Origin of the sequence: Streptococcus sp. 1032, assembly GCF_013277015.1 — a bacterium.
In the GTDB taxonomy this organism is placed as follows: Bacteria; Bacillota; Bacilli; order Lactobacillales; family Streptococcaceae; genus Streptococcus.
The window spans coordinates 41,706-61,796 of sequence record NZ_VMMD01000008.1 but is presented as its reverse complement, the minus strand read 5'-3'; the positions used below and the strand labels follow the sequence as shown (position 1 = coordinate 61,796).

Here is a 20,091-nt window from a genome sequence, read left to right as displayed (position 1 = left end):
GTGACTCAGGATCACCTCTATCTGTCGTTTTCTCTTTATAGTGATAGACCTCACGGGATAAGTCATACATCTTTCCTCGTGTATACAAGATATGAGGACGTTAAAAGGTTACAGTGAAAATAGAAAATCTTAGTCCGAATTCAATTACTCTCGTGCTTTATGTATATAGGTTACGACTACCTTTTTGGACTTTAGAGTTTTGAGCCCCCTTATCCACTATATACGCCTTACTATCACGTTCCTGTTCGTAGAGCCACGATTTCGCTATCCCTTCCCCTGACGATTCTTATTTCCAGCATCAGACTTAAAACGATCTATCCCCAGACCGTTTTAATCCGCTACCTCACGATAGTCAGGCTTGGGAATCGCTATTTGACTCGCCGAGAATTTTGACATCAGATATACTATAACAAAGTGAAATAAGAATCAAACAATTTAATTTTGAAATTCAAATCAATTGATAACAATATTTTAGAAGATATGCTGTGCTATTCCAGATTCAGTTTGCTATACATCCCGTCGTACCACAAAATCCCGTATCTGATGAGGCACGGGATTTTTTAGCTTCTTTACTGAGATGGATTGTCTTTTTTAGTTCGTGCCAATCTCAGAGCACGATTTGGATTGAGACGATTAAACAGTTCTTCCAATTTCTTTTCATTCCAAACGTCTGCAGCGGAAACAAAATTACCATCCGCATCTCGGAAAGATATCGGTTTATCTCCCATATCAGTCTCCTAGTCTACAAATTCAAACTCAAATTTACCAATGCGGACCAAATCCCCATCCTTAGCACCACGCGCACGAAGGGCTTCATCAACCCCCATACCACGAAGTTGGCGGGCAAATTTCATGACAGATTCATCACGATCAAAGTTGGTCATATTAAAGAGTTTCATGAGTTTTTCACCAGAAAGCACCCATGTTGCATCGTCATCACGACTAATTTCAAAGGCTTTTTCTTCCTCGTCAAATCCATAGTAAGCTTCTTCTTCCATATCTGACTCGTCGTAGAGCAAGAATTCTGGTGTCTTGTCTAACAATTCAGCTGTCGCATCCAAGAGCGTTGCCAAACCTTGCTTGGTCAATCCAGAAATCGGGAAGATAGCTGGTAACTCTTCAAATTCATCGTAGTTTTCAGCCAATTTCTTCTTGAATTCTTCAAGATTTTCCTGACTCTCAGGCATATCCATCTTATTGGCTACGATAATCTGTGGACGCTCCATGAGACGAAGATTGTATGACTCCAGCTCTTTATTGATAGCTAGGTAGTCCTCATAAGGATCACGGCCTTCGCTAGCTGACATATCAATGATATGGAGGATGACACGTGTACGCTCAATGTGGCGGAGGAACTGGGTTCCCAAACCAACACCTTGACTAGCCCCTTCAATCAAACCTGGTAAATCGGCTACTGCAAAAGATTCACCCGATTGGGTGCGAACCATACCTAAATTTGGTACAATTGTCGTAAAGTGGTAGGCTCCAATTTTAGGTTTAGCTGAGGTAATAACACTTAAAAGTGTTGATTTCCCAACAGATGGGAATCCTACTAAACCGACATCTGCCAAGATTTTTAGTTCCAATTGTAACTCACGTTCCTGACCTGGTTCTCCGTTTTCAGAGATTTCAGGTGCAGGATTTTTGGGTGTCGCAAAGCGGATGTTTCCACGTCCACCACGACCACCGTGGGCTACAATAAATTCTTGACCATGTTCAATCAAATCTTTCAAAACCTTGCCAGTCTCTGCATCACGAACAGTCGTACCTTGTGGAACACGAACTCTGAGATCCTCTGCACCACGACCATGCATCCCTTTGGTCATTCCTTTCTCACCAGAATCAGCCTTGAAATGGCGATTATAGCGGAAATCCATGAGGGTACGTAGACCTTCATCTACAACGAAGACGACATTGCCTCCACGACCACCATCACCACCCCAAGGACCACCATTAGGGACATATTTTTCACGGCGAAAGGCAACCATACCATCGCCACCATTACCAGCCTTGACCTTAATCTTGGCTGTATCTAAAAACATACTCATTATTTCTTCTCACTTTAAAAAAGGGCTGGGAAATCCCAGTCACTAAATTTTCTTGAATCTATTTTATAGATTACTGAGGGCACCAATTGCAGTTGCAAAAATTCCCAATAAACTTGCTACTAGCATGATAATCACGATAAACAAGGTTATTTTCTCAAACATCGTTTTTTTACGATTTCCATTATCTCCAAATGCCATTTTTCTCTCCTTCGTTACATTCTATTTTCTATTATCTTAGCATGAATTGAGCTAGTTTTCAATAGTCACTTGCTACTGGTGCGATAATCCATAAAATGATATAAGCTACAATTCCCGCTCCGTAACAGCAAGCAAGAACACCCCATATTACACGAACAATAGTCGGATCCATATCAAAATAATGGGCTACCCCAGCACAAACACCAGCAATTTTTTGATCACTACCACCTCTCATCAATTGTTTTTTCATAGCTATTCCTCTTTCTATTCTTCATGGTCTTTCCAATAATCTCTGATGCTGATTAACTGTGTTTTTGAAGCCTTCAGCATGCGTCTAGAGCCTTTTACCGGTACAGCGACTACCTTTTGCGGAAGATACAAAACTGTTTTAAAAATACGCTGACTGACCGTATCATCTTTTGCTAAATCTTTCTGGAAATTATTTGAAATAATAGCATCAAGATAAAACTCATGCACCCGTTTCCCAAAGTTCTCAGCCGAAATCTCGTACAATTTTTCTGATAAGGTATGCTCATTCATGTCTGGTGTTGCAATCAGGGCTTCTAAAATGGCTCCAGCCAAATCATACTCGCCGTAATACAAGGTACCAAACATTTTATCACTAATAAGATTGTCCAGATACGGATTTCCGTGAGCAATAACAGGCGTTCCACTAGCTAAGCTTTCCAAGTAGGTCAAACCCTGCGTTTCACTTGTCGATGCCGAGATGAAGAAATCTGCCGCCTTATAATAAAGAGCCGTCTCACTAGGAGCAATCATCCCTGTAAAGACAACAGAGTCTTGAATCTCTAGTTTCTGAGCTTGCTCTTTGAGATCATCCAGATAAGGACCATCCCCAGCTACCACCAGTTTAACCTTGTCTTCTTCTTTCAGAACTTCTGCAAAGGCTGCTAAAACTGCTTGAATATTTTTTTCATAGGAAATTCTGGAAAGACTAAGCAACATCTGTTCATCATCTTGAATCCCTAATTTACTACGCAGTTCTTTCAAATTTTCCTGCTTGATTTCCGGACGCTCAAACTTGGCTAATTCAATCCCAGTTGGAATGACGCGTTTTTCAACCTTGACCTTATAGTCAGATAGCAAATCACGGACAATCTCACTCGGGCAAATAACCCCATCCACATCGTGCAGGAAACCTCTGACCAGATACTTGACCATACTAGGACGAATCAACATCCCCTTGGCAATATAATGCACATAGTCTTCGTACTGGGTGTGATAGGTATGGATGACTGGAATTTTCAATTCACGCGCAATCCAAATCCCCAACAAGCCAAGAGAAAATTCTGTCTGAGTGTGGATAATATCTAGCTGATATTGTTTAGCAATTTCAAGTGCCTTACTGAATCCTCGATAGGCAAAGCGGCGATCCTTAAAAGCAAAGAAGGGAACACTTGGAATGCGGATAATTTGCCAATCTTCATAGCGATTGACATCCTTATCTGTCGTCGTAAAGATAAAAACAGCATGTCCCTGTTTTTCAAGTTCTGTTTTCAAGGTTCGAATACTGGTCGCAACACCTGAAACCTGAGGAAAATAGGTATCTGTAAATAAACCAATTCGCATAGATTACCTCACTTTTTATTTTCTCCCTAAAGCGGCTTGTTTATCATAAAAATCCAACCAGATTTGTAACAGATGCTCTTCAGAATACTCTCTGGAAATATTCTTAGCCTTTTCTTTGAGATTTTTTAAGGCGGCAGGATTTGCTTGATATTCCAAAATAGCTTCTTTCATCTCTTCTCTATCTGCTGTCGCCCGATAATTTCCCTCCAAAATCACCTTATAAAGATCCAAATCACGTAGCATAATAGGAGCTTCACAACTAGCAGCCTCTAAAATCGTCATCGGAAAGAGTTCATTGTAACTAGGCAACAAGAAAAGATCCGCCAAGGCATACAATTCACGCATTCGCTCTGGCGACACAATGCCTGGAAAAATCAAATTTTTAGGGGGATTCTCCATGATTTTCTTGTAGCGCTCATAACCATCTGTCATGCCACCAAAAGAGAAACCACCTGCCCAGATAAAGGTAATTTGCGGCAATTCCTCAGCCAGACGGATAAAGTCATCAATCCCTTTGCGTTTCTGAACTTGACCAGCACCTACTACGATAAACTGATTGTCACTAAGACCTAGCTCTGTTCGCAGTCTCACTACCTCTTCTGGTGGAAGGGGATGCCATTTTTCCTTGTTGACAAAGTTAGGGATATAGGTCACTTTCTCACGTGGAATACCAGCTGCCACCAAATCCTCGATAAACATCGGATTGACCACAACCAAGTGCTCCATCCGGTTGTAAAAAGAAAATACATAGCGTTTCACAATCCCCTTTAAGAAAAATGGAATTTTCAAACTCCCCTCAAGTGTATCAGGCAAGAAATGCACATAGCCAATTTTCCTTCCTGAGCGTTTCTTTTGAAATGTTGATAAATAATAGGGAAAATCAATGGTATGAAAGTGAGTCACATCTGCCTCGATTGGAAGATTTTCTGTAACAATCAATTGGTCCTTGGCATCACGATGAAGAAGACGAACTAATTCACGGTAGGCACCTGAAACTCCTTGTCCTGCTACTTTCTCACTTGAACTCAACATATTGATGCGTAATTTCTTTTTTTCCATAACTACTATTATATCATTTTCTTTGAATAAAATCAGCAAAAGAAAGGAGAGACTAGAGGAAAAGAAGGAGAAATTTCCTCACTTTTCCAACGGTCTCTCACATGCTTTTATATGTTTACTTAATGCCTAGGGCAATGCGGGCATAGCGACTCATTTTTTCAACTGTCCAGGCTGGATACCAGACTAATTTAACCTCAGTATCCGTTACTTCTGGAACCTCTGTCATGGCATCATAAATCTGATCCGTCAAAAGGTCTGCTAGGGGACAACCCATGGTTGTCAAAGTCATATCAATCTCTGCTTGCCCTGTGTCGCCGTCAAAACGAATCTCATAAATCAAACCAAGATTGACAATATCGATTCCCAACTCAGGGTCGATGACTTCTTCTAAGGCTGATAAAATTCGTGTTTTGATGTTTTCAATTTGCTCTTCTGTATAAGCCATATTTTCCTCACTCTTAGTCTTCAATAAAATCACGAAGCGGTTTGCTGCGACTTGGTTGGCGTAGTTTTCTCAAAGCCTTTGCTTCAATCTGACGGATACGCTCGCGAGTCACGTTAAAGACTTTACCCACATCTTCAAGGGTACGCATTTTTCCATCATCTAGCCCGAAACGGAGACGTAGAACATTTTCTTCACGGTCTGTAAGAGTATCCAAGACCTCATCCAACTGCTCACGCAAGACGATACGAGTTGTGTAGTCCACTGGATTTTCAATCACTTCATCTTCGATAAAGTCCCCAAGGTGGCTATCATCCTCTTCACCGATTGGAGTTTCAAGAGATACTGGTTCTTGGGCAATCTTCAAGATTTCACGAACCTTATCAGGTGTCATATCCATACGTTCAGCAATCTGTTCTGGTGTTGGATCTTGACCTAATTCTTGAAGGAGATTACGCTGTTCACGAACCAGTTTGTTAATCGTTTCAACCATGTGGACTGGGATACGGATGGTACGAGCTTGATCCGCAATAGCACGAGTGATAGCCTGACGGATCCACCAAGTTGCGTAAGTTGAGAACTTGAATCCTTTAGAATAATCAAACTTGTCAACCGCCTTCATCAAGCCCATGTTCCCTTCTTGAATCAAGTCAAGGAACTGCATACCACGGCCGACATAGCGTTTGGCAATAGAAACAACCAAACGAAGGTTGGCTTCCGCAAGACGTTGTTTGGCTTCAATATCACCAGCTTCAACAGCCAGTGCCAATTCTTTTTCCTCTTCATTGGTCAAGAGAGGTACGACTCCAATTTCTTTCAAGTACATACGGACAGGGTCATTGACCTTAGCCGAAGTTGACCCAATCAAATCCTCATCGCTGAGTTCTGGTTCTTCTTCATTACTAAGAACACGCGCACTTGGATTTCCTTCGTTATCTGTGATCGAAATTCCTGCATCCTGAATTCGTTGCAAGAGATCTTCAATCCCATCAGCGTCCAAGGTAAAAGGAATGACAAGACTAGCATTGATTTCATCATCTGTTGCTGTCCCTTTTTGCTTATGATTACGGATAAATTCTGCTACTTGTACGTCAAATGTTGTTACTTCTTTTTGTTTTGTTGCCATTATTACTCCATTCTTCTCTTTTGGGAAATTAAACGTTCCAATTCTTCTAGGGCTGTATCTGTATCTCCTACATGGCTAGCTTCCTGCACCTTCTTTTTGATTCTCATATTGTCCTGATTCAAGAGAGCCTTGTTTCGAGTCATTTCTACTTCACTTAGTTCCTGCGGTGACATCTCAGCAGGTAAATCCTGAGCTAAAATTTGGTACCAAGCTCTTTCAACTTCCTCTGTCTGTTCTGCTAAAACTTCTGGAGGAAGATTGCCATACTGACCAAGCAAGTCATATAAGACCTGAAATTCAGGTGTATCAAATGCAAAGTCTTCTCGCAAGCGGTAATCGTTCAAAACAAGAGGAGATTCCATCATTCGATAAAGTAGATGGGCTTCTGCCCTCATAATAGCCGATAACTGCTTGGTGACAGGCATAGTGATTGGCATCGGTCTGGAAATTCCTTCCATGCGATTCTGCCTTTGTGCCTGACGACTCTCATTAACAATCTGCTCAATCTGAGCATAATCAAAGGACGCCAGACTGTCAGCTAAAATATGAATATAGCTGTTTTGAGCAGTGATAGACTTTTCTTGAACAATCAAAGGAGCTATTTTTTCAATAAACTCAATCTGAGCCTGTAGATTTTCACTATTTTCAGGCTTGTACTGGTGAATGTAAAACTCAATCGGACTAATACGAGTTTTCGTTAATAGATAGGCCAAGTCTTCTGGTCCATTTTTTTGTAGATATTCATCAGGATCCAAGTTATCAGGCATGCTGACGATTTGCACAGGCATACCACCAATTTCATCCAATGCTTTCAAAGTCGCGGCTTGCCCAGCCTTATCGCCATCGTAAACAAGGACTAACTTCTTGGTTAACCTTTTCAGATGCTCAACATGCTCTCGACTCAAGGCCGTTCCCATGGACGCCACAGCATTTTCGATTCCAGCCCGATAGGCTGCAATGACATCCATGAATCCTTCCATGAGGTAAATCTCACTGGCTTTACCAGAAGATTTTTTTGCCCTATCCATATGATATAATTCGTAACTTTTGTTAAAAATTGCAGTCGATCGGCTATTTTTATACTTAGAAGTTTGTGAATCCGTTTTCTGCCAGATACGACCTGAGTAGGCAATAACCTTTCCCTGATCATTGGTCAGGGGAAACATAATGCGATTGTGAAAGGTGTCTACAAATTGATTGGCATCTGAGAGGTAAAATAGTCCCGAATCCAAGAAATCCTCTTCACGATACTGACCAGCCAAACGTTGATAGAGATAGTTTCGTTCTGGAGGTGCTAAACCAATCCGAAAATGCTTGAGCACTTCATCTGTCAAACCACGCTGATAAAGGTAGTTTCTGGCCTCCTCCCCCATGGTCGTTGTCATGAGAATAGCATGATAAAATTTGGCAGCATCTTCGTGCATATCATAAAGAGCTTGGTGGGGTGAAGCTGGCTTCTGTTCACTATAAAGCGGTTTTTCCACCTCTATACCGACACGCTGACCTAAGATTTGGACAGCCTCCATAAAGGGAACCCCTTGGTACTCCTCAATGAATTTAAAGACATCACCTGAGCGACCACAACCAAAACAGTGGTAAAACTGCTTGTCCTCTACAACGTTGAAAGAAGGTGTTTTTTCACCATGAAAAGGACAGAGCCCTAGATAGTTCCGTCCTGCCTTTTGTAAAGAAATCACATCTCCTATGACTTCCACAATGTTGGCATTGTTTTTGATTTCTTCAATGACTTGTTTGTCAACCATACACAATACCTCCATGTTATCATAGTTTACTTTATATAGTATACTTTATTTCAGAAAAAAAGTAAACCATTTCACTCATTTTCCCTACTTTATTCAAAGAGTTGATAATAATCAGAGATTTTCATTTTTGCTTTATCTTCTTGTTTCAAATCTTGGATAATTCGTCCTTCTTTCATGACAATTAAACGATTGCCATATTTGAGAGCATCTTCCATATGGTGGGTAATCATAAGCGCTGTCAGCTGGTCTTTCTTGACAAATTCATCCGTCAATTCCATGAGGGAAACACTGGTCTTTGGATCAAGAGCTGCAGTATGCTCGTCTAGCAAGAGTAATTCAGGTCGCTTCAAGGTTGCCATCAAGAGACTCAAGGCCTGTCTTTGTCCACCTGATAAGAACTCAATCGGTGTATTCAAGTGTTTCTCAAGACCGTTTCCCACTTTTTCAATAGTTGTCTGAAATTCATCCTTGTAGCTAGCCAGACGTCTCGGAAATAGTCCACGCTTTTCACCACGAAACTTGGCAATCAAGAGATTCTCTGCCACTGTCATACGAGGAGCTGTCCCCATCTTTGGATCTTGGAAGACACGAGACAGATACTTAGCGCGCTTTTCTGGTGAAAACTTGGTAACATCCTCACCTAAAATACGGATAGTTCCACTGGTTAGTGATAAGGTTCCTGCAATAGTGTTAAAGAGGGTTGATTTACCAGCACCATTTCCACCCAAAATCGTGATAAAATCCTGTTCAAAAATTTCTAAGGAAACATCATTTAAAATAATCTTTTCTTCATCAAAGCCATTTTTAACGACTTTGGTTGCATTTTTTAATTCTACAATGGCTGTCATTTGCTTAACTTGGCTCCTTTCAAGATTGTTTGCTTAAATGTTGGAATCATGAGGCAGACTGCTAAAATCACTGCACTATATAGACGAAGGTAACTTGTATTAAAGCCAAATGCGATAACTGCCCACACTAAGAATTGATAAGAAATAGAACCTACAACGATGGTAACCAAACGTTCTGCCAAGCTCAAACTCTTAAAAATAACTTCCCCAATAATCAAACTTGCAAGCCCCACAACGATAACCCCGATTCCTCGAGACACATCAGCATAACCTTCTTGCTGTGCAATGAGAGCGCCTGCAAGAGCAATCACACCATTTGATAAGACCAAGCCCATAAGCTCCATGCGCCCAGTATGAATCCCGAAACTTCTAGCCATATCAGGATTGTCACCTGTAGCAATATAGGCTTGTCCGAGTTTGGTGTCTAAGAAAAAGAGCATGAGAGCAATAACAATACTCACAAAGATGAGACCTGTCAAGAGTTGATTCAAATCCGAATCAAAAGGTAGAACATCCTGAATTTGCTTGGTTCCAAGCAGGCCTAAATTGGCACGTCCCATAATCAAGAGCATGATTGAGTGACAGGAAGTCATCACCAAAATCCCTGATAGCAAGGTTGGAATCTTCCCTTTTGTATAAAGAAGTCCTGCTACCATTCCAGCCAAACACCCTGCTCCTACAGCAAGCAGTGTCGCTAAAAAAGGGTTCACGCCTTTAGTTATCAAAGTGACAGCAACAGCTCCCCCAAGAGGAAAGGAACCTTCTGTCGTCATATCTGGAAAGTTCAAAATCCTAAATGTCATAAAGATCCCCAGACCTAAAATAGCCCAGACAAATCCTTGAGAAATAATGGAAACAATCATATTTTATTTAATCCTTTCTATATTCATCTTTTTAAAAAATGGGAAGAGTCTCCTCCTCCCTACCTTATTTATTCGATGACTTGCCCTGCTTCTTTTAGAACAGAATCAGGAATCGTAATACCTAGTTCTTGTGCTATTTTTTTATTGATGACTGACTTACCAGTTGAAAAGACATTGACTGGGGTATCAGCTGGTTTTGCACCTTTCAGAACTTGGGCAATCATTTTTCCAGTTGCCACACCAAGGTCATGTTGATCAACTACAACTGATGCCAAACCACCTACTTCTACCATAGCTGTCGCACTTGGATAAATCGGTTTCTTAGAACTTTGATTGCTAGAGACAACCGTTGGAAATCCTGATGCAATGGTGTTATCAATTGGAACCCAAATAGCATCTACCTTGCTAGTCATAACAGTGACAGTTGAGGCAATTTCATTTGTTGAAGGAACTGCAAATGTTTCCACTGTCAGACCTGCTTTTTCAGCATAAGCCTTAAATTCTTCGACCTGTGTTTTTGAATTGTCTTCGCTACTTGAGTAAAGAGCTCCGATTGTTTTCACATTCGGTGTCAGAGCTTTGATGAGTTCAACTTGTTGTTGAGCTGGATTGTGGTCAGATACCCCTGTAACGTTGCCACCTGGTCTTTTCAAATCTTTAACCAAGTTAGCACCAATTGGGTCTGTAATAGCGGCCATGATAACAGGTAGGTCTTTTGTGGCACTAGCCAAACCTTGGGCTGCTGGTGTTGCGATACCAACCACAAGGTCATTCCCATTTGCAACCAATTGTTTACTCATTGTCGCAACCTTACTTTGGTCACCTTCTGAGTTCATAAAATCGATTTTAACTTGATCATCTTTATATCCTTCTTCTGCAAGTCCATCTTGGATCCCTTTATAAATCAAGTCAAGGGATGGATGGCTCACAAATTGAAGCACACCAATCTTGGCTATTTTCTTCTCATCCTTATTATTCTGAGCTTCTGATTTATTCATTGAAGAATAAATTAAGCTTCCTGCTACTAAGACTGCTAATGCAGCGATAATTCCAATTAAACGTTTATTTTTCATTCTATTTCCCCTTTTATTCCTTTAAAATACTTCACTTATCTAATACTCTTCGAAAATCTCTTCAAACCACGTCAGCGTCGCCTTACCGTAGATATATGATACTGACTCTGTCAGTTCTATCCACAACCTCAAAACAGTGTTTTGAGCAGCTTGCGGCTAGCTTCCTAGTTTGCTTTTTGATTTTCATTGAGTATAAACAAGCGACGCCATCGTTTTCTTTCCATACTAACCTCCATCAAAAAAGTCCTCACACAAAAAACTTGTGTGAGGACGTCGATGCGCGGTACCACCTCAATTATAGGGAATTTCCCTATCGCTCTGTCTCGCAATAACGAGATGCACTGTAAGGTGTGCTCACCGAATTTTTATGATTTCAAATTCTAAATAACATTCAGCCCAATTTTCATCATCATCACTTATCTGTTTTCAGCTACCACAGACTCTCTAAAAAGTTTATTATGATTACTTTTCTGAATGTTTAAATTATATCATTTTTCAACTACTTGTCAAGACTCTTTTAGCATTTTTTTGAAAGATTCAAAAACTTCCCCTATAGAAAAGAGGAAGTTTGATAGGTATCAACCTGAATTACGCAATCCTGTCGCAATTCCGTTGATGGTGATATGAATCAATCGTTCTTGATCACTGGACAATTCTCCACGACGTTGGCGTTTAATCAACTCTAACTGAATATAGTTGAGAATATTAAAGTAAGGCATACGGTAATCCAGACTAGCTTTTAGATATGGATTGTCAGCTAAGAGTTCGTCATGTCCTTCAATAGCCAAGATAACGTTCTTAGTAACTTGCCATTCATTTAAAATAGTCTCATAGATGGCCTTAACTTGCTCGTCTTCACAAAGTTTAGCATATTCAAAAGCAATATTCATATTTGATTTTGACAAAACCATATCAACATTTGAAAGAAGCGATTGGAAGAAAGGCCAATTTTGGTACATATCTCGTAAAATAGCAATATTATCTGGATTTTTATCGATAAATTCCTTGAAGCTTGAACCAACCCCGTACCATCCAGGGAACATAACACGACTTTGTGACCATGAGAATACCCAAGGGATGGCACGCAAACCACCGATTTCAGTAATCGTCTTACGAGCGGCTGGACGAGAACCGATATTAAAACTTGAAATAGCCTTGATTGGACTTGACTCAAAGAAATAGTCATAGAAATGCTCATTACCAAAGACCAAATCACGGTAGATATCGTAACTACGGTCCACTACTTGATCCATAATAGCTTCATAACGATTTGAGGTATTGGTATCGCTCTTCTTCTGCGTAATCATACGGTTAATGGCTGCAGATACTAGCATTTCAAGGTTATAGTAAGCGGCGTCTTTGTTACCGTATTTATTGCCAATTACTTCACCCTGCTCCGTCAAGCGGATACGATCCTTGATAGACTTGAGCGGTTGAGATGTGATGGCTTCATAGGTTGGCCCACCACCACGACCGACAGTCCCACCACGGCCATGGAAGAAGGTAACCTTAACGCCAAATTCATCTCCAATAGCAGTCAATTGTTGTTGAGCCTTGTAAAGGGTCCAACATGATGACAAGTAACCGCCATCTTTGTTACTGTCAGAGTAGCCAAGCATGATTTCTTGGTAGTTATTACGTGAAGCAATCCATTTTTTGGCAAGGCTAAGAGAAAGATATTGTCTCATTGTTTCCTCTGAATGATCCAAGTCTTCAATTGTTTCAAAAAGGGGAACAATCTGAACACGCGCCCTTTCCGTATCCACCAGTCCTACTTCTTTTAATAGAATAGCTAATTCTAGCATATCAGAAAGGCTGGTTGCATGTGAAATGATGGTCTGACGGATGACATCATCTCCCAACTTATCTTTCAAAACACGAGCCGTCTTAAAAATAGCTAGTTCTTTTGCTAATAATTCTGATTTCTCTGCGTGAGTCGCAGAAAGAATTCGGGGATCTTCTTCTAACTCTTTCAAGAGAAGGTCACATTTTTCTTCTTCGCTCAACTCGCTATATCGAGAATGAATTCCTGCTGATTTCAAGAGTTCTGCCACACAGGCTTCATAGACGCTAGAGTCTTGTCGCATATCAATTGATGCTAGGTAAAAACCAAATATCTCTACTGCCTGCAATAATTCCACAAAATCACCTGAAATCAAGGACTCGCCCTTATTTTCTAGTAGAGAATCTCGAATGGCAATCAAATCCTTGTAGAAATCATTGGCGGTTTCATAACGAGTCCCAACTTCCTTATCCTCAATCAGATAGGTTTTAGTTGCCTGGATTTTTGATTGAATATCAAACAAGGCACGACGGTAAAGCTCTTTTTCGCGGTAAATCGAATTATCCTTAGACTGACGAGCCATTTCTCTGACTTGCTTACTTACATTGACAATACTAGTTGAAAGAGAAAATTCACGATAAAGTTGGTAAATCTTTTCATCATAATAGTTCATGATGACTTCACACTGAGTGAGTGCAGACTGCTTCAAGGTCTCTGCTGTAACAAAGGGATTCCCATCACGGTCTCCACCAATCCACATTCCCATCGTGATCGGTTTAGCCTGTTTTAAATTCAGCCCATGGGCTTGCGCTAAGCGCTTATACTCCGTCGTCAAGTGAGGTACAGCTTTCAAAAAGGAGCTGTTGTAATATTCCATAGCATTCGTGATTTCGTTAGTCACTTTTAATTTTTTCTCACGAATCATGTCTGTCTGCATGATAATTTCGATATAACGGCGCAAATCATTGTGCCATTTTTCTTTATTGATCAACCCCAACTTAACATCACGGTATTTACGCAAAAGACTATGAATATGATTTGTTAAATCCAACATACTTTTGCGTTGCACTTGTGTTGGATGGGCTGTCAAAACAGGGACAACATTCAAGTGTTCTAGGATCTCAACGGCATTTTCTTTTTCAGCAACCATTTTGATCGTTGTAGATAATTTACCTAAATAGTCCTGATCAATATTATTTTGATGATTGATTTCATAAGCTAAATCCACATCCTCTGAAATATTAATCAAAAGAGGTAAGATTGAAAAATAGCGTGAAATATAGACCATTTCATCATTTGATAAGCTAGTCACTAGACGGTTTAGACCTTGATAATCTTCCTGCGTTGATAATTCTTTCAACTGCATGATTTTTTCAAAGGTCTCTGGGGCAAGCATGTTTTTAGTGATATCTTCCAGCAATTCTGTTAGAATCAATACTTCTTCTTGCACAACACTTTTATTACTATAATTTTCTAATTTTTGAAGAGACATAGACTATCCTTTCTTTATTCTACTTCACAGAAGGTTCATTGGTTGATTTTCCAATTCTCGGTACAACTTAGCGCGTTTTTCACTGGCATCAATATTTAAGACAAAGGCTACTGCCACTGATAAGACTAGAAGACTATTTCCACCCTGGGATAAGAAGGGGAAAGTCACTCCTGTAGATGGAATCAAGCCCGAAATCCCTCCGATATTGACAAATACCTGAACCAACATCATCCCTCCGACACCGAGTGCAACCATAGCATTGAAAGGATTCTCCGCTCGGATACCGACCAAGATAATCCGCAAAATCATGAAAAACAAGAGAGCTAAAATAAGACTGGCACCAACAAAGCCAAATTCTTCAATCACGATAGAAAAGACAAAGTCTGTATGAGCTTCTGGTAAATAACCTCGTTTTTCAATCGAATTCCCAAGACCTAGACCAAACCAACCGCCATTGACCATGGCAAAATAAGAATTAGATAACTGGTGACCCGCATCCGCACGATCGGCAAAAGGATTAAAAAAGGCACTAAAGCGCTTGGCCACATAGCCAAATACTGGAATTTTTGAAAAGGTCTCAACACCGATTAGGCTGATAGTGGTCAAGACAAAGACAGAAGCGGCAGATACGAGCGCCAGAATGGTTGAAAACCAGCGATAAGCGATTCCACTAACTGTATACATAATCAAGGAAACCAAGACTAAAATAGTCGCATTTCCTAAATCAGGGAAAATTCCCAAACTTCCAATCAGAACCAGGAGAACGAATCGCCAATCATTAAAAGCACGGGGAAGCCATTGATTTTGAGTCAAAACTTGAAAATCATAAATAGCTATTTCTTCTTGCTGTTTGGAGAATCGGTGAGCCAAATACCAAATAATAATGATTTTTAAGTACTCAGCTGGCTGAATAGTTACTCCTGCAACCGAAATCCAACCGTATGCCCCATTTACGGAAATACCAATAAAACGAGCCAAGAACAATAAAAGCATTTCTATCAATATAACTAAAATGATTAGTCGCTCATTTCTCAAAAAATCTAGTCTCAATTTATAAATTAAGGCAATCAGTATCAAACTAACAATCCAAAAGATTCCTTGGTTTCGAACCAATTGCAAGGCGCTCTTGCCTTCTTCGATTAAAATAGCGCTGGTGGTCGAATAGACCACAATCAAGCCCAAAATAGATAAAAGCAAGTAAGGAATCAAGATGGAATAATTTAATAAGTGCCTCTTACTAATCTTCATAGTATCACCACTCTACTAGGATACAGATAAATCTGTTCCAAATTCCGTTTTATTTTCTAGTTTTGATTGCTATTATACCATTTTTTCAGAAAGAAAAAAACTCTTACCTTACAATCCTTCGAATTTTACTGTTTTTACAGAATTAAGGCAGAATTTGAAATCGTAAAACCATTTTGAATAAGAGTTGCTTCAATCCATTGACTCCGACTAATTATGTTGCTTTCGTGAATGCCAAAATCAGCCGAAATTTGTTCATAAGTGCGCTATTCTCGCATGTATTGAATAGTTACCTTGAGGAGATCGTCTAGGCTTAATTTGGATTTTCGTCCACCTTTTGCGCGTTTACGTTGATAAGCTGTTTTTAACACAGATAACATCTCTTCAAAAGTCGTGCGCTGAACACCTACAAGGCTCTTGAAACGGATATCGCTTAATTGTTTACTTGCTTCATCATCCATAGTTTTATTGTCTTGTATTTTTGTTTCGCAGAAAGTCTATTATCCCTTTCGTTCCAAGGTTTTTACGCTTTTTCAAGCAATCCTACACACTCCACGTGTGGTGCTAGCAAACTTCTATATTATAGAACGAAAGTATGTAAAAGTGATTTTGGAATAATACTATAGAACGGAACTATTAAAATTTATTTAGTAAGGAAATCCCCTAACTCACTGACCAATCCTTGCTTTATAGAACAGAAATCAATACTCTGAACTTTCGTCTCACGTAATGTAATTTTTTCTGCAGTAGTATAAAAATCTAATTCATCTTGAGTGAAGAAATCTAGTGCATCATATCGACGTATAGGTATAAGTTTTTCATTATAATAAACCAGCATTTTAATCGGATTGACTCGTAATACCTCAGCCACTCCAGAATCCGCAGTTGCGAAATAATGGAGATAAATCACATCTGAATTTTCAATACAATTGAATAAAGTACTTTGTTCCAATAGTCTTATATGAAAAATATCCCATGCTGTATTATGTATTTTATCAATTAACTTCTTAGCCCCTAGCTGTAACTTTTTAAATATTTCTTGAACAGCACTATCATTTTTCAAAAAAAGTATTAATAAAGTCATTTCCAATTCTAAAAATACGCATAAATCCTCAAAACAATAGCGTTTAAACTCAGCTACTTTAGCTTTTGTAGAAAGATTTTTTGTATTTTTCAAAACGAATGCTTTCAATATATAGCAACATACTGCCTCATACTGTTGTATCACCTCATCATTGCTTAGGTAGTTTTCTGCATCTTCCCAGATTTCTTTCATCCAAATATATTTATCTGGTTTTAGAGTCTGAGGCACATTAGATTGAAATACTTCAAAATTAGTGCTATCAAAATAAACATAACTTTCAATCATTTTGGCTAATAATTCACGATTTATTGGGGTGGTATATCTTTCCATTAAAGCATTTGAAATATTATTTGTTAGACGCAACGATTTAATTTCGTGTAAAAATTTAATTAAATTCTCCTTATCTGGGACATTTCTTCCTCTATATAAATCATGTATGTAGGTAAAAATGTTTAAGTCATAATTGATAATTCTGGCAACGGGTAAGAAATTATCCTTAGCATTCACAGTATTTTTATCAATAACCCAAATTTTTTGGTAATCTCCCAAACCAATCAGATTAAACTTTCCATAGCTAAATGATTTGCCTATATTACCAAAATTTGACTTTTCTTCATCAAATAGAAAAACTCTACACTCATGAAGGTTCCATCTATTGAAAACTTCTATTTTCTGTATGGTCGTTTCACACTTAACTAGCTCCTGAATAAAAGGATATATTTCAAGCATAGGTGTTTAACCTCCAAAAATATTTAGTTGTCTTGTTCATAACGAATAACTTCTTCCCAATAATCATACTCATCACAAATATACAACATTGCATTAAATAACTTCAAAAACTCTTGTTCTTCGATTTCTTTCTCCCACCGACCATGACTAATCATATGTCGATTTGGTTCATCAAGTGTAAATCTATTAGTATCTTTGAAGAAACTATACAGCCAGTGCATCAGTCCTACATCGCTAAACGACTTATCAATAAATATATTATCAATTTCTTTAATCGCTCGGTGACCTACTGGTATTTTTTTCTCTAATGAAGTCATTTCTGAAATTCTATTTAGTGCACCATCAATTGCCAAACTTCCCAGAGTGTATGCTGCATAAAAGTTTCGATTAAAGTAGCAATCAACCATTGATCTTACAAGAGGAGCTGAATAACACGCTGAATTTTGTAAGTCAATAATAAAATCCTCATTTTTTAGTTTATCCCTAAGCAGCTCTAACCATTCGTCCTCCAAGGTATTCCATTCCTCAGCAAGTAAACGTTGATAAACATTTCTATCACGAAAATAAATAACCCATCCATTTTCTGCCAGCAGTTGAACTCGAGAAATAATCTGCTCAATTTCTTCTTGTGTGTAAATCGAAGGCAGTGACTTTAAAAGTTCATTAATGCCACTAAAAGTCTTTGAATAATCAATTTGATAGCTAGCAATTAAATTTTTAGCAGACTCTGCAATGTTTTGAATTGCTTGCAAGTGTGTGCTTGACAACATCTTATTGTACGAATCAATCACTTCTAACATAACATTAATAACGCTTTTGTCCACTTGAATTGATGAAGGCAGACTTAGTAAAGAAGTTGTCAAATTAGTAATATTCACTAATTTAGCTGAACTTAATACATTTGAAGTTGCAGTTAATTCTGAAATAATGTTAGCATTTACAGTTGCTTGAAAGCTACTAAAGGTATCAGCCAAAACAGAAATAGGTGTAGTATTTTGTCCCAATTTTATCTTTTCAGAGAGGTTTGTTGAGCTGTCTATGGGAATTTTTTTAGAGTCTATTTCAACTTTCTTCACTTTAATACTATCAATCATTTTGTCCCCCAAAAACAGCTTATTCATATTGTTTATTATACCACTAAAACTATAAAAAGACCTTAGCCATTAAGAAGTTCAACTTGAACAACCACTTTGATACAAATTGTTCCTGAACAATAAAAATTTTGTTTTCAAAAAATCTTACTATTTTAATTTATAGAAATAACAAGCAGTGATAGTGACTAAACATAGTGCAAGAAAACTTCTAAATTATAGAACGAAAGTATATACTATCTTGTATTAAAGACCTATTTATAATAAATGTGTAAAATGATTTATTATTAGTTTAGTTAATCATTTACTCTAATAACACTACACTCTGTGAAAAACTAAAAACACAAATTTACCAGTAGTACCTTTTCTCACTTAGATATTGTTCTTTTTCTTCTCTAGAATTTTCATGATTTCTGATTCCTAATAATTCATCTGATGAAGAAACTATTGGGTCGATCCAGTCAGCCTTGGATCTAATCCAATCAATTTCCTCTTTACTAAGTTTCCCTACTATCTCCAGTTTATCAGCCATCAGTCTTAAATCATTTGCTGTTTGAAAATCTTCTAGCATATTCAGAAGAGACATTGTCCGCTTCTTCTCTTCTTCGATTCTATTTTGTAATTTTCTTTTTCGCTCTTGCTCCTCTTCGTATAGTCTTGCTTTCTCTTCACGTTCAAGGCGTAAGTTCTTAACTTTATAATGCTCTTGGTAAATTAAAACAATTATTTCTGGGATTGATTGTTCAAGTGTGAATTCTTTAGTATCTTTAATGTATTTACCCATCTATTATCTTAAATCGGAATTTTCCATTTGGTATATAGTCATACTTCTTTATTCTTGGTTTAAAAGCATATCCATTAAACTTAACGCTATCATTGTACTCTGCTAGTTCTTTAGCTTCTTCTTTTGTTAATTCATGACTTACTTTGTCTGTTGATTCTATAACTTCAAAACGAACAATATCCTTATCAATTTGAATATCCCAATTTGAAGTTACATTATCACCAATTCTTTCAATTACAGTAACTAGTGTATCTAAAAAGCGATATAAACGTGGAAGAGAATTGAGTGAAATATTTTTTACAAATTTAGGTTCTTTTAAATCATTATATCTGTGCCTAGAATCAAAGTAGAGATAGGAAGCAGCTGTTTCCCTCTTATTCCACTCTGCGATTTTATCTCTTAGATTAGCTACAGATTTATGTAATCTCTTATTTGGAGCCTGGTTTAGGTTTAAAACTGCTTCAATAATACGTTCTATTTTATCGTCCTCTATAAATGATAATGAACTTCTTATACTAGTTGTATCAAGTTTAACAGTATCTTCGTTTTTATCCTCCGTACTATCTTCTTTATGTTTACTAGGTTTTATTCTATTGTTCTTTAGACTTTTTCTATCAATATGAACCTCATTTACGTCATTTTGTGGTAATGGAATAATAAGTTCACTTAAATCTTGTCCAGTATTCTTACGATACCAATAACTACCATTTGGAATTGGGATTTCAAATTCTTTGCATTTCTTGAGTAAGTCTGAATAGCTTAAATCATATTTCAATGAAACTTGTTTTGCACTTATTTCCCAGATTACTTCATAGAGTTCTTCTCTAGAAAAGGTCTTTATCATCTTCATTTGAAACACCTTTACCCTTATAT

At 38.2% G+C, this 20,091-nt stretch carries 18 protein-coding genes, 1 pseudogene and 1 other annotated feature; all 19 genes and pseudogenes read right to left on the bottom strand.

Annotated elements, in window-relative coordinates:
* Nucleotides 1-569: 569 nt before the first annotated feature.
* The 19 genes and pseudogenes from HT711_RS01765 to HT711_RS01680 all read right to left on the bottom strand — a co-directional run bounded on the left by HT711_RS01765 (nt 570) and on the right by HT711_RS01680 (nt 20,068).
* Nucleotides 570-728, bottom strand: a complete 159-nt coding sequence (locus HT711_RS01765) for a hypothetical protein (RefSeq protein WP_007284777.1) — start codon at nt 726-728, stop codon at nt 570-572.
* 9 nt (nt 729-737) lie between these two features.
* Nucleotides 738-2,048: a GTPase ObgE gene (gene obgE, locus HT711_RS01760; protein ID WP_173234029.1), complete on the bottom strand. Its 1,311-nt coding sequence runs from the start codon at nt 2,046-2,048 to the stop codon at nt 738-740.
* A gap of 63 nt (nt 2,049-2,111) precedes the next feature.
* Entirely contained in the window at nt 2,112-2,246 is a 135-nt protein-coding gene (locus HT711_RS01755) for a DUF4044 domain-containing protein (protein WP_000863859.1), read from the bottom strand.
* 58 nt (nt 2,247-2,304) lie between these two features.
* Nucleotides 2,305-2,481, bottom strand: a complete 177-nt coding sequence (locus HT711_RS01750) for a PspC domain-containing protein (RefSeq protein WP_173234132.1) — start codon at nt 2,479-2,481, stop codon at nt 2,305-2,307.
* 29 nt (nt 2,482-2,510) lie between these two features.
* Nucleotides 2,511-3,836 (bottom strand): glycosyltransferase family 4 protein, encoded by a 1,326-nt coding sequence (locus HT711_RS01745; protein WP_173234027.1) that lies wholly within the window; start codon nt 3,834-3,836, stop codon nt 2,511-2,513.
* Nucleotides 3,837-3,851: 15 nt separating this feature from the next.
* The gene (gene cpoA, locus HT711_RS01740) at nt 3,852-4,895 is read right to left on the bottom strand and encodes an alpha-galactosylglucosyldiacylglycerol synthase (RefSeq protein ID WP_173249710.1); all 1,044 of its coding nucleotides are present in this window, start codon (nt 4,893-4,895) and stop codon (nt 3,852-3,854) included.
* 115 nt (nt 4,896-5,010) lie between these two features.
* On the bottom strand, nt 5,011-5,340 hold the full coding sequence (locus tag HT711_RS01735; RefSeq protein WP_173234024.1) for a metal-sulfur cluster assembly factor: 330 nt from the start codon (nt 5,338-5,340) through the stop codon (nt 5,011-5,013).
* A gap of 13 nt (nt 5,341-5,353) precedes the next feature.
* Nucleotides 5,354-6,463 (bottom strand): RNA polymerase sigma factor RpoD, encoded by a 1,110-nt coding sequence (rpoD, locus tag HT711_RS01730; protein WP_000201900.1) that lies wholly within the window; start codon nt 6,461-6,463, stop codon nt 5,354-5,356.
* Between the two features lie 2 nt (nt 6,464-6,465).
* Nucleotides 6,466-8,226: a DNA primase gene (dnaG, locus tag HT711_RS01725; protein ID WP_173249709.1), complete on the bottom strand. Its 1,761-nt coding sequence runs from the start codon at nt 8,224-8,226 to the stop codon at nt 6,466-6,468.
* Nucleotides 8,227-8,315: 89 nt separating this feature from the next.
* Nucleotides 8,316-9,074 carry an ABC transporter ATP-binding protein gene (locus HT711_RS01720; RefSeq protein WP_173234020.1) on the bottom strand — a complete coding sequence of 253 codons (759 nt, stop codon included), beginning with the start codon at nt 9,072-9,074 and terminating at the stop codon, nt 8,316-8,318.
* On the bottom strand, nt 9,071-9,937 hold the full coding sequence (locus tag HT711_RS01715; RefSeq protein ID WP_173234018.1) for an ABC transporter permease: 867 nt from the start codon (nt 9,935-9,937) through the stop codon (nt 9,071-9,073). The genes HT711_RS01720 and HT711_RS01715 overlap by 4 nt, the downstream gene beginning before the upstream one ends.
* A gap of 68 nt (nt 9,938-10,005) precedes the next feature.
* A complete protein-coding gene (trpX, locus tag HT711_RS01710) occupies nt 10,006-11,010 on the bottom strand; it encodes a tryptophan ABC transporter substrate-binding protein (RefSeq protein ID WP_173234016.1) in 1,005 nt (334 codons plus the stop codon).
* 263 nt (nt 11,011-11,273) lie between these two features.
* Nucleotides 11,274-11,492: a binding site (T-box leader), on the bottom strand.
* Nucleotides 11,493-11,588: 96 nt separating this feature from the next.
* On the bottom strand, nt 11,589-14,285 hold the full coding sequence (gene ppc, locus HT711_RS01705; RefSeq protein WP_173234014.1) for a phosphoenolpyruvate carboxylase: 2,697 nt from the start codon (nt 14,283-14,285) through the stop codon (nt 11,589-11,591).
* Between the two features lie 24 nt (nt 14,286-14,309).
* The gene (locus tag HT711_RS01700) at nt 14,310-15,533 is read right to left on the bottom strand and encodes an FtsW/RodA/SpoVE family cell cycle protein (RefSeq protein ID WP_050242906.1); all 1,224 of its coding nucleotides are present in this window, start codon (nt 15,531-15,533) and stop codon (nt 14,310-14,312) included.
* A gap of 143 nt (nt 15,534-15,676) precedes the next feature.
* Nucleotides 15,677-15,991: pseudogene (locus HT711_RS01695) on the bottom strand (transposase family protein); the annotation flags it as partial.
* 182 nt (nt 15,992-16,173) lie between these two features.
* The gene (locus HT711_RS01690) at nt 16,174-17,343 is read right to left on the bottom strand and encodes a hypothetical protein (protein WP_173218370.1); all 1,170 of its coding nucleotides are present in this window, start codon (nt 17,341-17,343) and stop codon (nt 16,174-16,176) included.
* A 23-nt stretch (nt 17,344-17,366) separates the two neighbouring features.
* Nucleotides 17,367-18,437 (bottom strand): hypothetical protein, encoded by a 1,071-nt coding sequence (locus tag HT711_RS01685; RefSeq protein WP_173218368.1) that lies wholly within the window; start codon nt 18,435-18,437, stop codon nt 17,367-17,369.
* Nucleotides 18,438-18,783: 346 nt separating this feature from the next.
* Nucleotides 18,784-19,218, bottom strand: a complete 435-nt coding sequence (locus HT711_RS11190) for a hypothetical protein (RefSeq protein ID WP_240147173.1) — start codon at nt 19,216-19,218, stop codon at nt 18,784-18,786.
* A complete protein-coding gene (locus HT711_RS01680) occupies nt 19,211-20,068 on the bottom strand; it encodes a hypothetical protein (RefSeq protein WP_240147172.1) in 858 nt (285 codons plus the stop codon). The genes HT711_RS11190 and HT711_RS01680 overlap by 8 nt, the downstream gene beginning before the upstream one ends.
* Nucleotides 20,069-20,091: the final 23 nt, after the last annotated feature.

Coding starts and splice junctions, on each gene's coding strand:
- HT711_RS01765 (WP_007284777.1), bottom strand. CDS start 728: ATGGGAGATAAACCGATATCTTTCCGAGATGCGGATGGTAATTTTGTT.
- obgE (WP_173234029.1), bottom strand. CDS start 2,048: ATGAGTATGTTTTTAGATACAGCCAAGATTAAGGTCAAGGCTGGTAAT.
- HT711_RS01755 (WP_000863859.1), bottom strand. CDS start 2,246: ATGGCATTTGGAGATAATGGAAATCGTAAAAAAACGATGTTTGAGAAA.
- HT711_RS01750 (WP_173234132.1), bottom strand. CDS start 2,481: ATGAGAGGTGGTAGTGATCAAAAAATTGCTGGTGTTTGTGCTGGGGTA.
- HT711_RS01745 (WP_173234027.1), bottom strand. CDS start 3,836: ATGCGAATTGGTTTATTTACAGATACCTATTTTCCTCAGGTTTCAGGT.
- cpoA (WP_173249710.1), bottom strand. CDS start 4,895: ATGGAAAAAAAGAAATTACGCATCAATATGTTGAGTTCAAGTGAGAAA.
- HT711_RS01735 (WP_173234024.1), bottom strand. CDS start 5,340: ATGGCTTATACAGAAGAGCAAATTGAAAACATCAAAACACGAATTTTA.
- rpoD (WP_000201900.1), bottom strand. CDS start 6,463: ATGGCAACAAAACAAAAAGAAGTAACAACATTTGACGTACAAGTAGCA.
- dnaG (WP_173249709.1), bottom strand. CDS start 8,226: ATGGTTGACAAACAAGTCATTGAAGAAATCAAAAACAATGCCAACATT.
- HT711_RS01720 (WP_173234020.1), bottom strand. CDS start 9,074: ATGACAGCCATTGTAGAATTAAAAAATGCAACCAAAGTCGTTAAAAAT.
- HT711_RS01715 (WP_173234018.1), bottom strand. CDS start 9,937: ATGATTGTTTCCATTATTTCTCAAGGATTTGTCTGGGCTATTTTAGGT.
- trpX (WP_173234016.1), bottom strand. CDS start 11,010: ATGAAAAATAAACGTTTAATTGGAATTATCGCTGCATTAGCAGTCTTA.
- ppc (WP_173234014.1), bottom strand. CDS start 14,285: ATGTCTCTTCAAAAATTAGAAAATTATAGTAATAAAAGTGTTGTGCAA.
- HT711_RS01700 (WP_050242906.1), bottom strand. CDS start 15,533: ATGAAGATTAGTAAGAGGCACTTATTAAATTATTCCATCTTGATTCCT.
- HT711_RS01690 (WP_173218370.1), bottom strand. CDS start 17,343: ATGCTTGAAATATATCCTTTTATTCAGGAGCTAGTTAAGTGTGAAACG.
- HT711_RS01685 (WP_173218368.1), bottom strand. CDS start 18,437: ATGATTGATAGTATTAAAGTGAAGAAAGTTGAAATAGACTCTAAAAAA.
- HT711_RS11190 (WP_240147173.1), bottom strand. CDS start 19,218: ATGGGTAAATACATTAAAGATACTAAAGAATTCACACTTGAACAATCA.
- HT711_RS01680 (WP_240147172.1), bottom strand. CDS start 20,068: ATGAAGATGATAAAGACCTTTTCTAGAGAAGAACTCTATGAAGTAATC.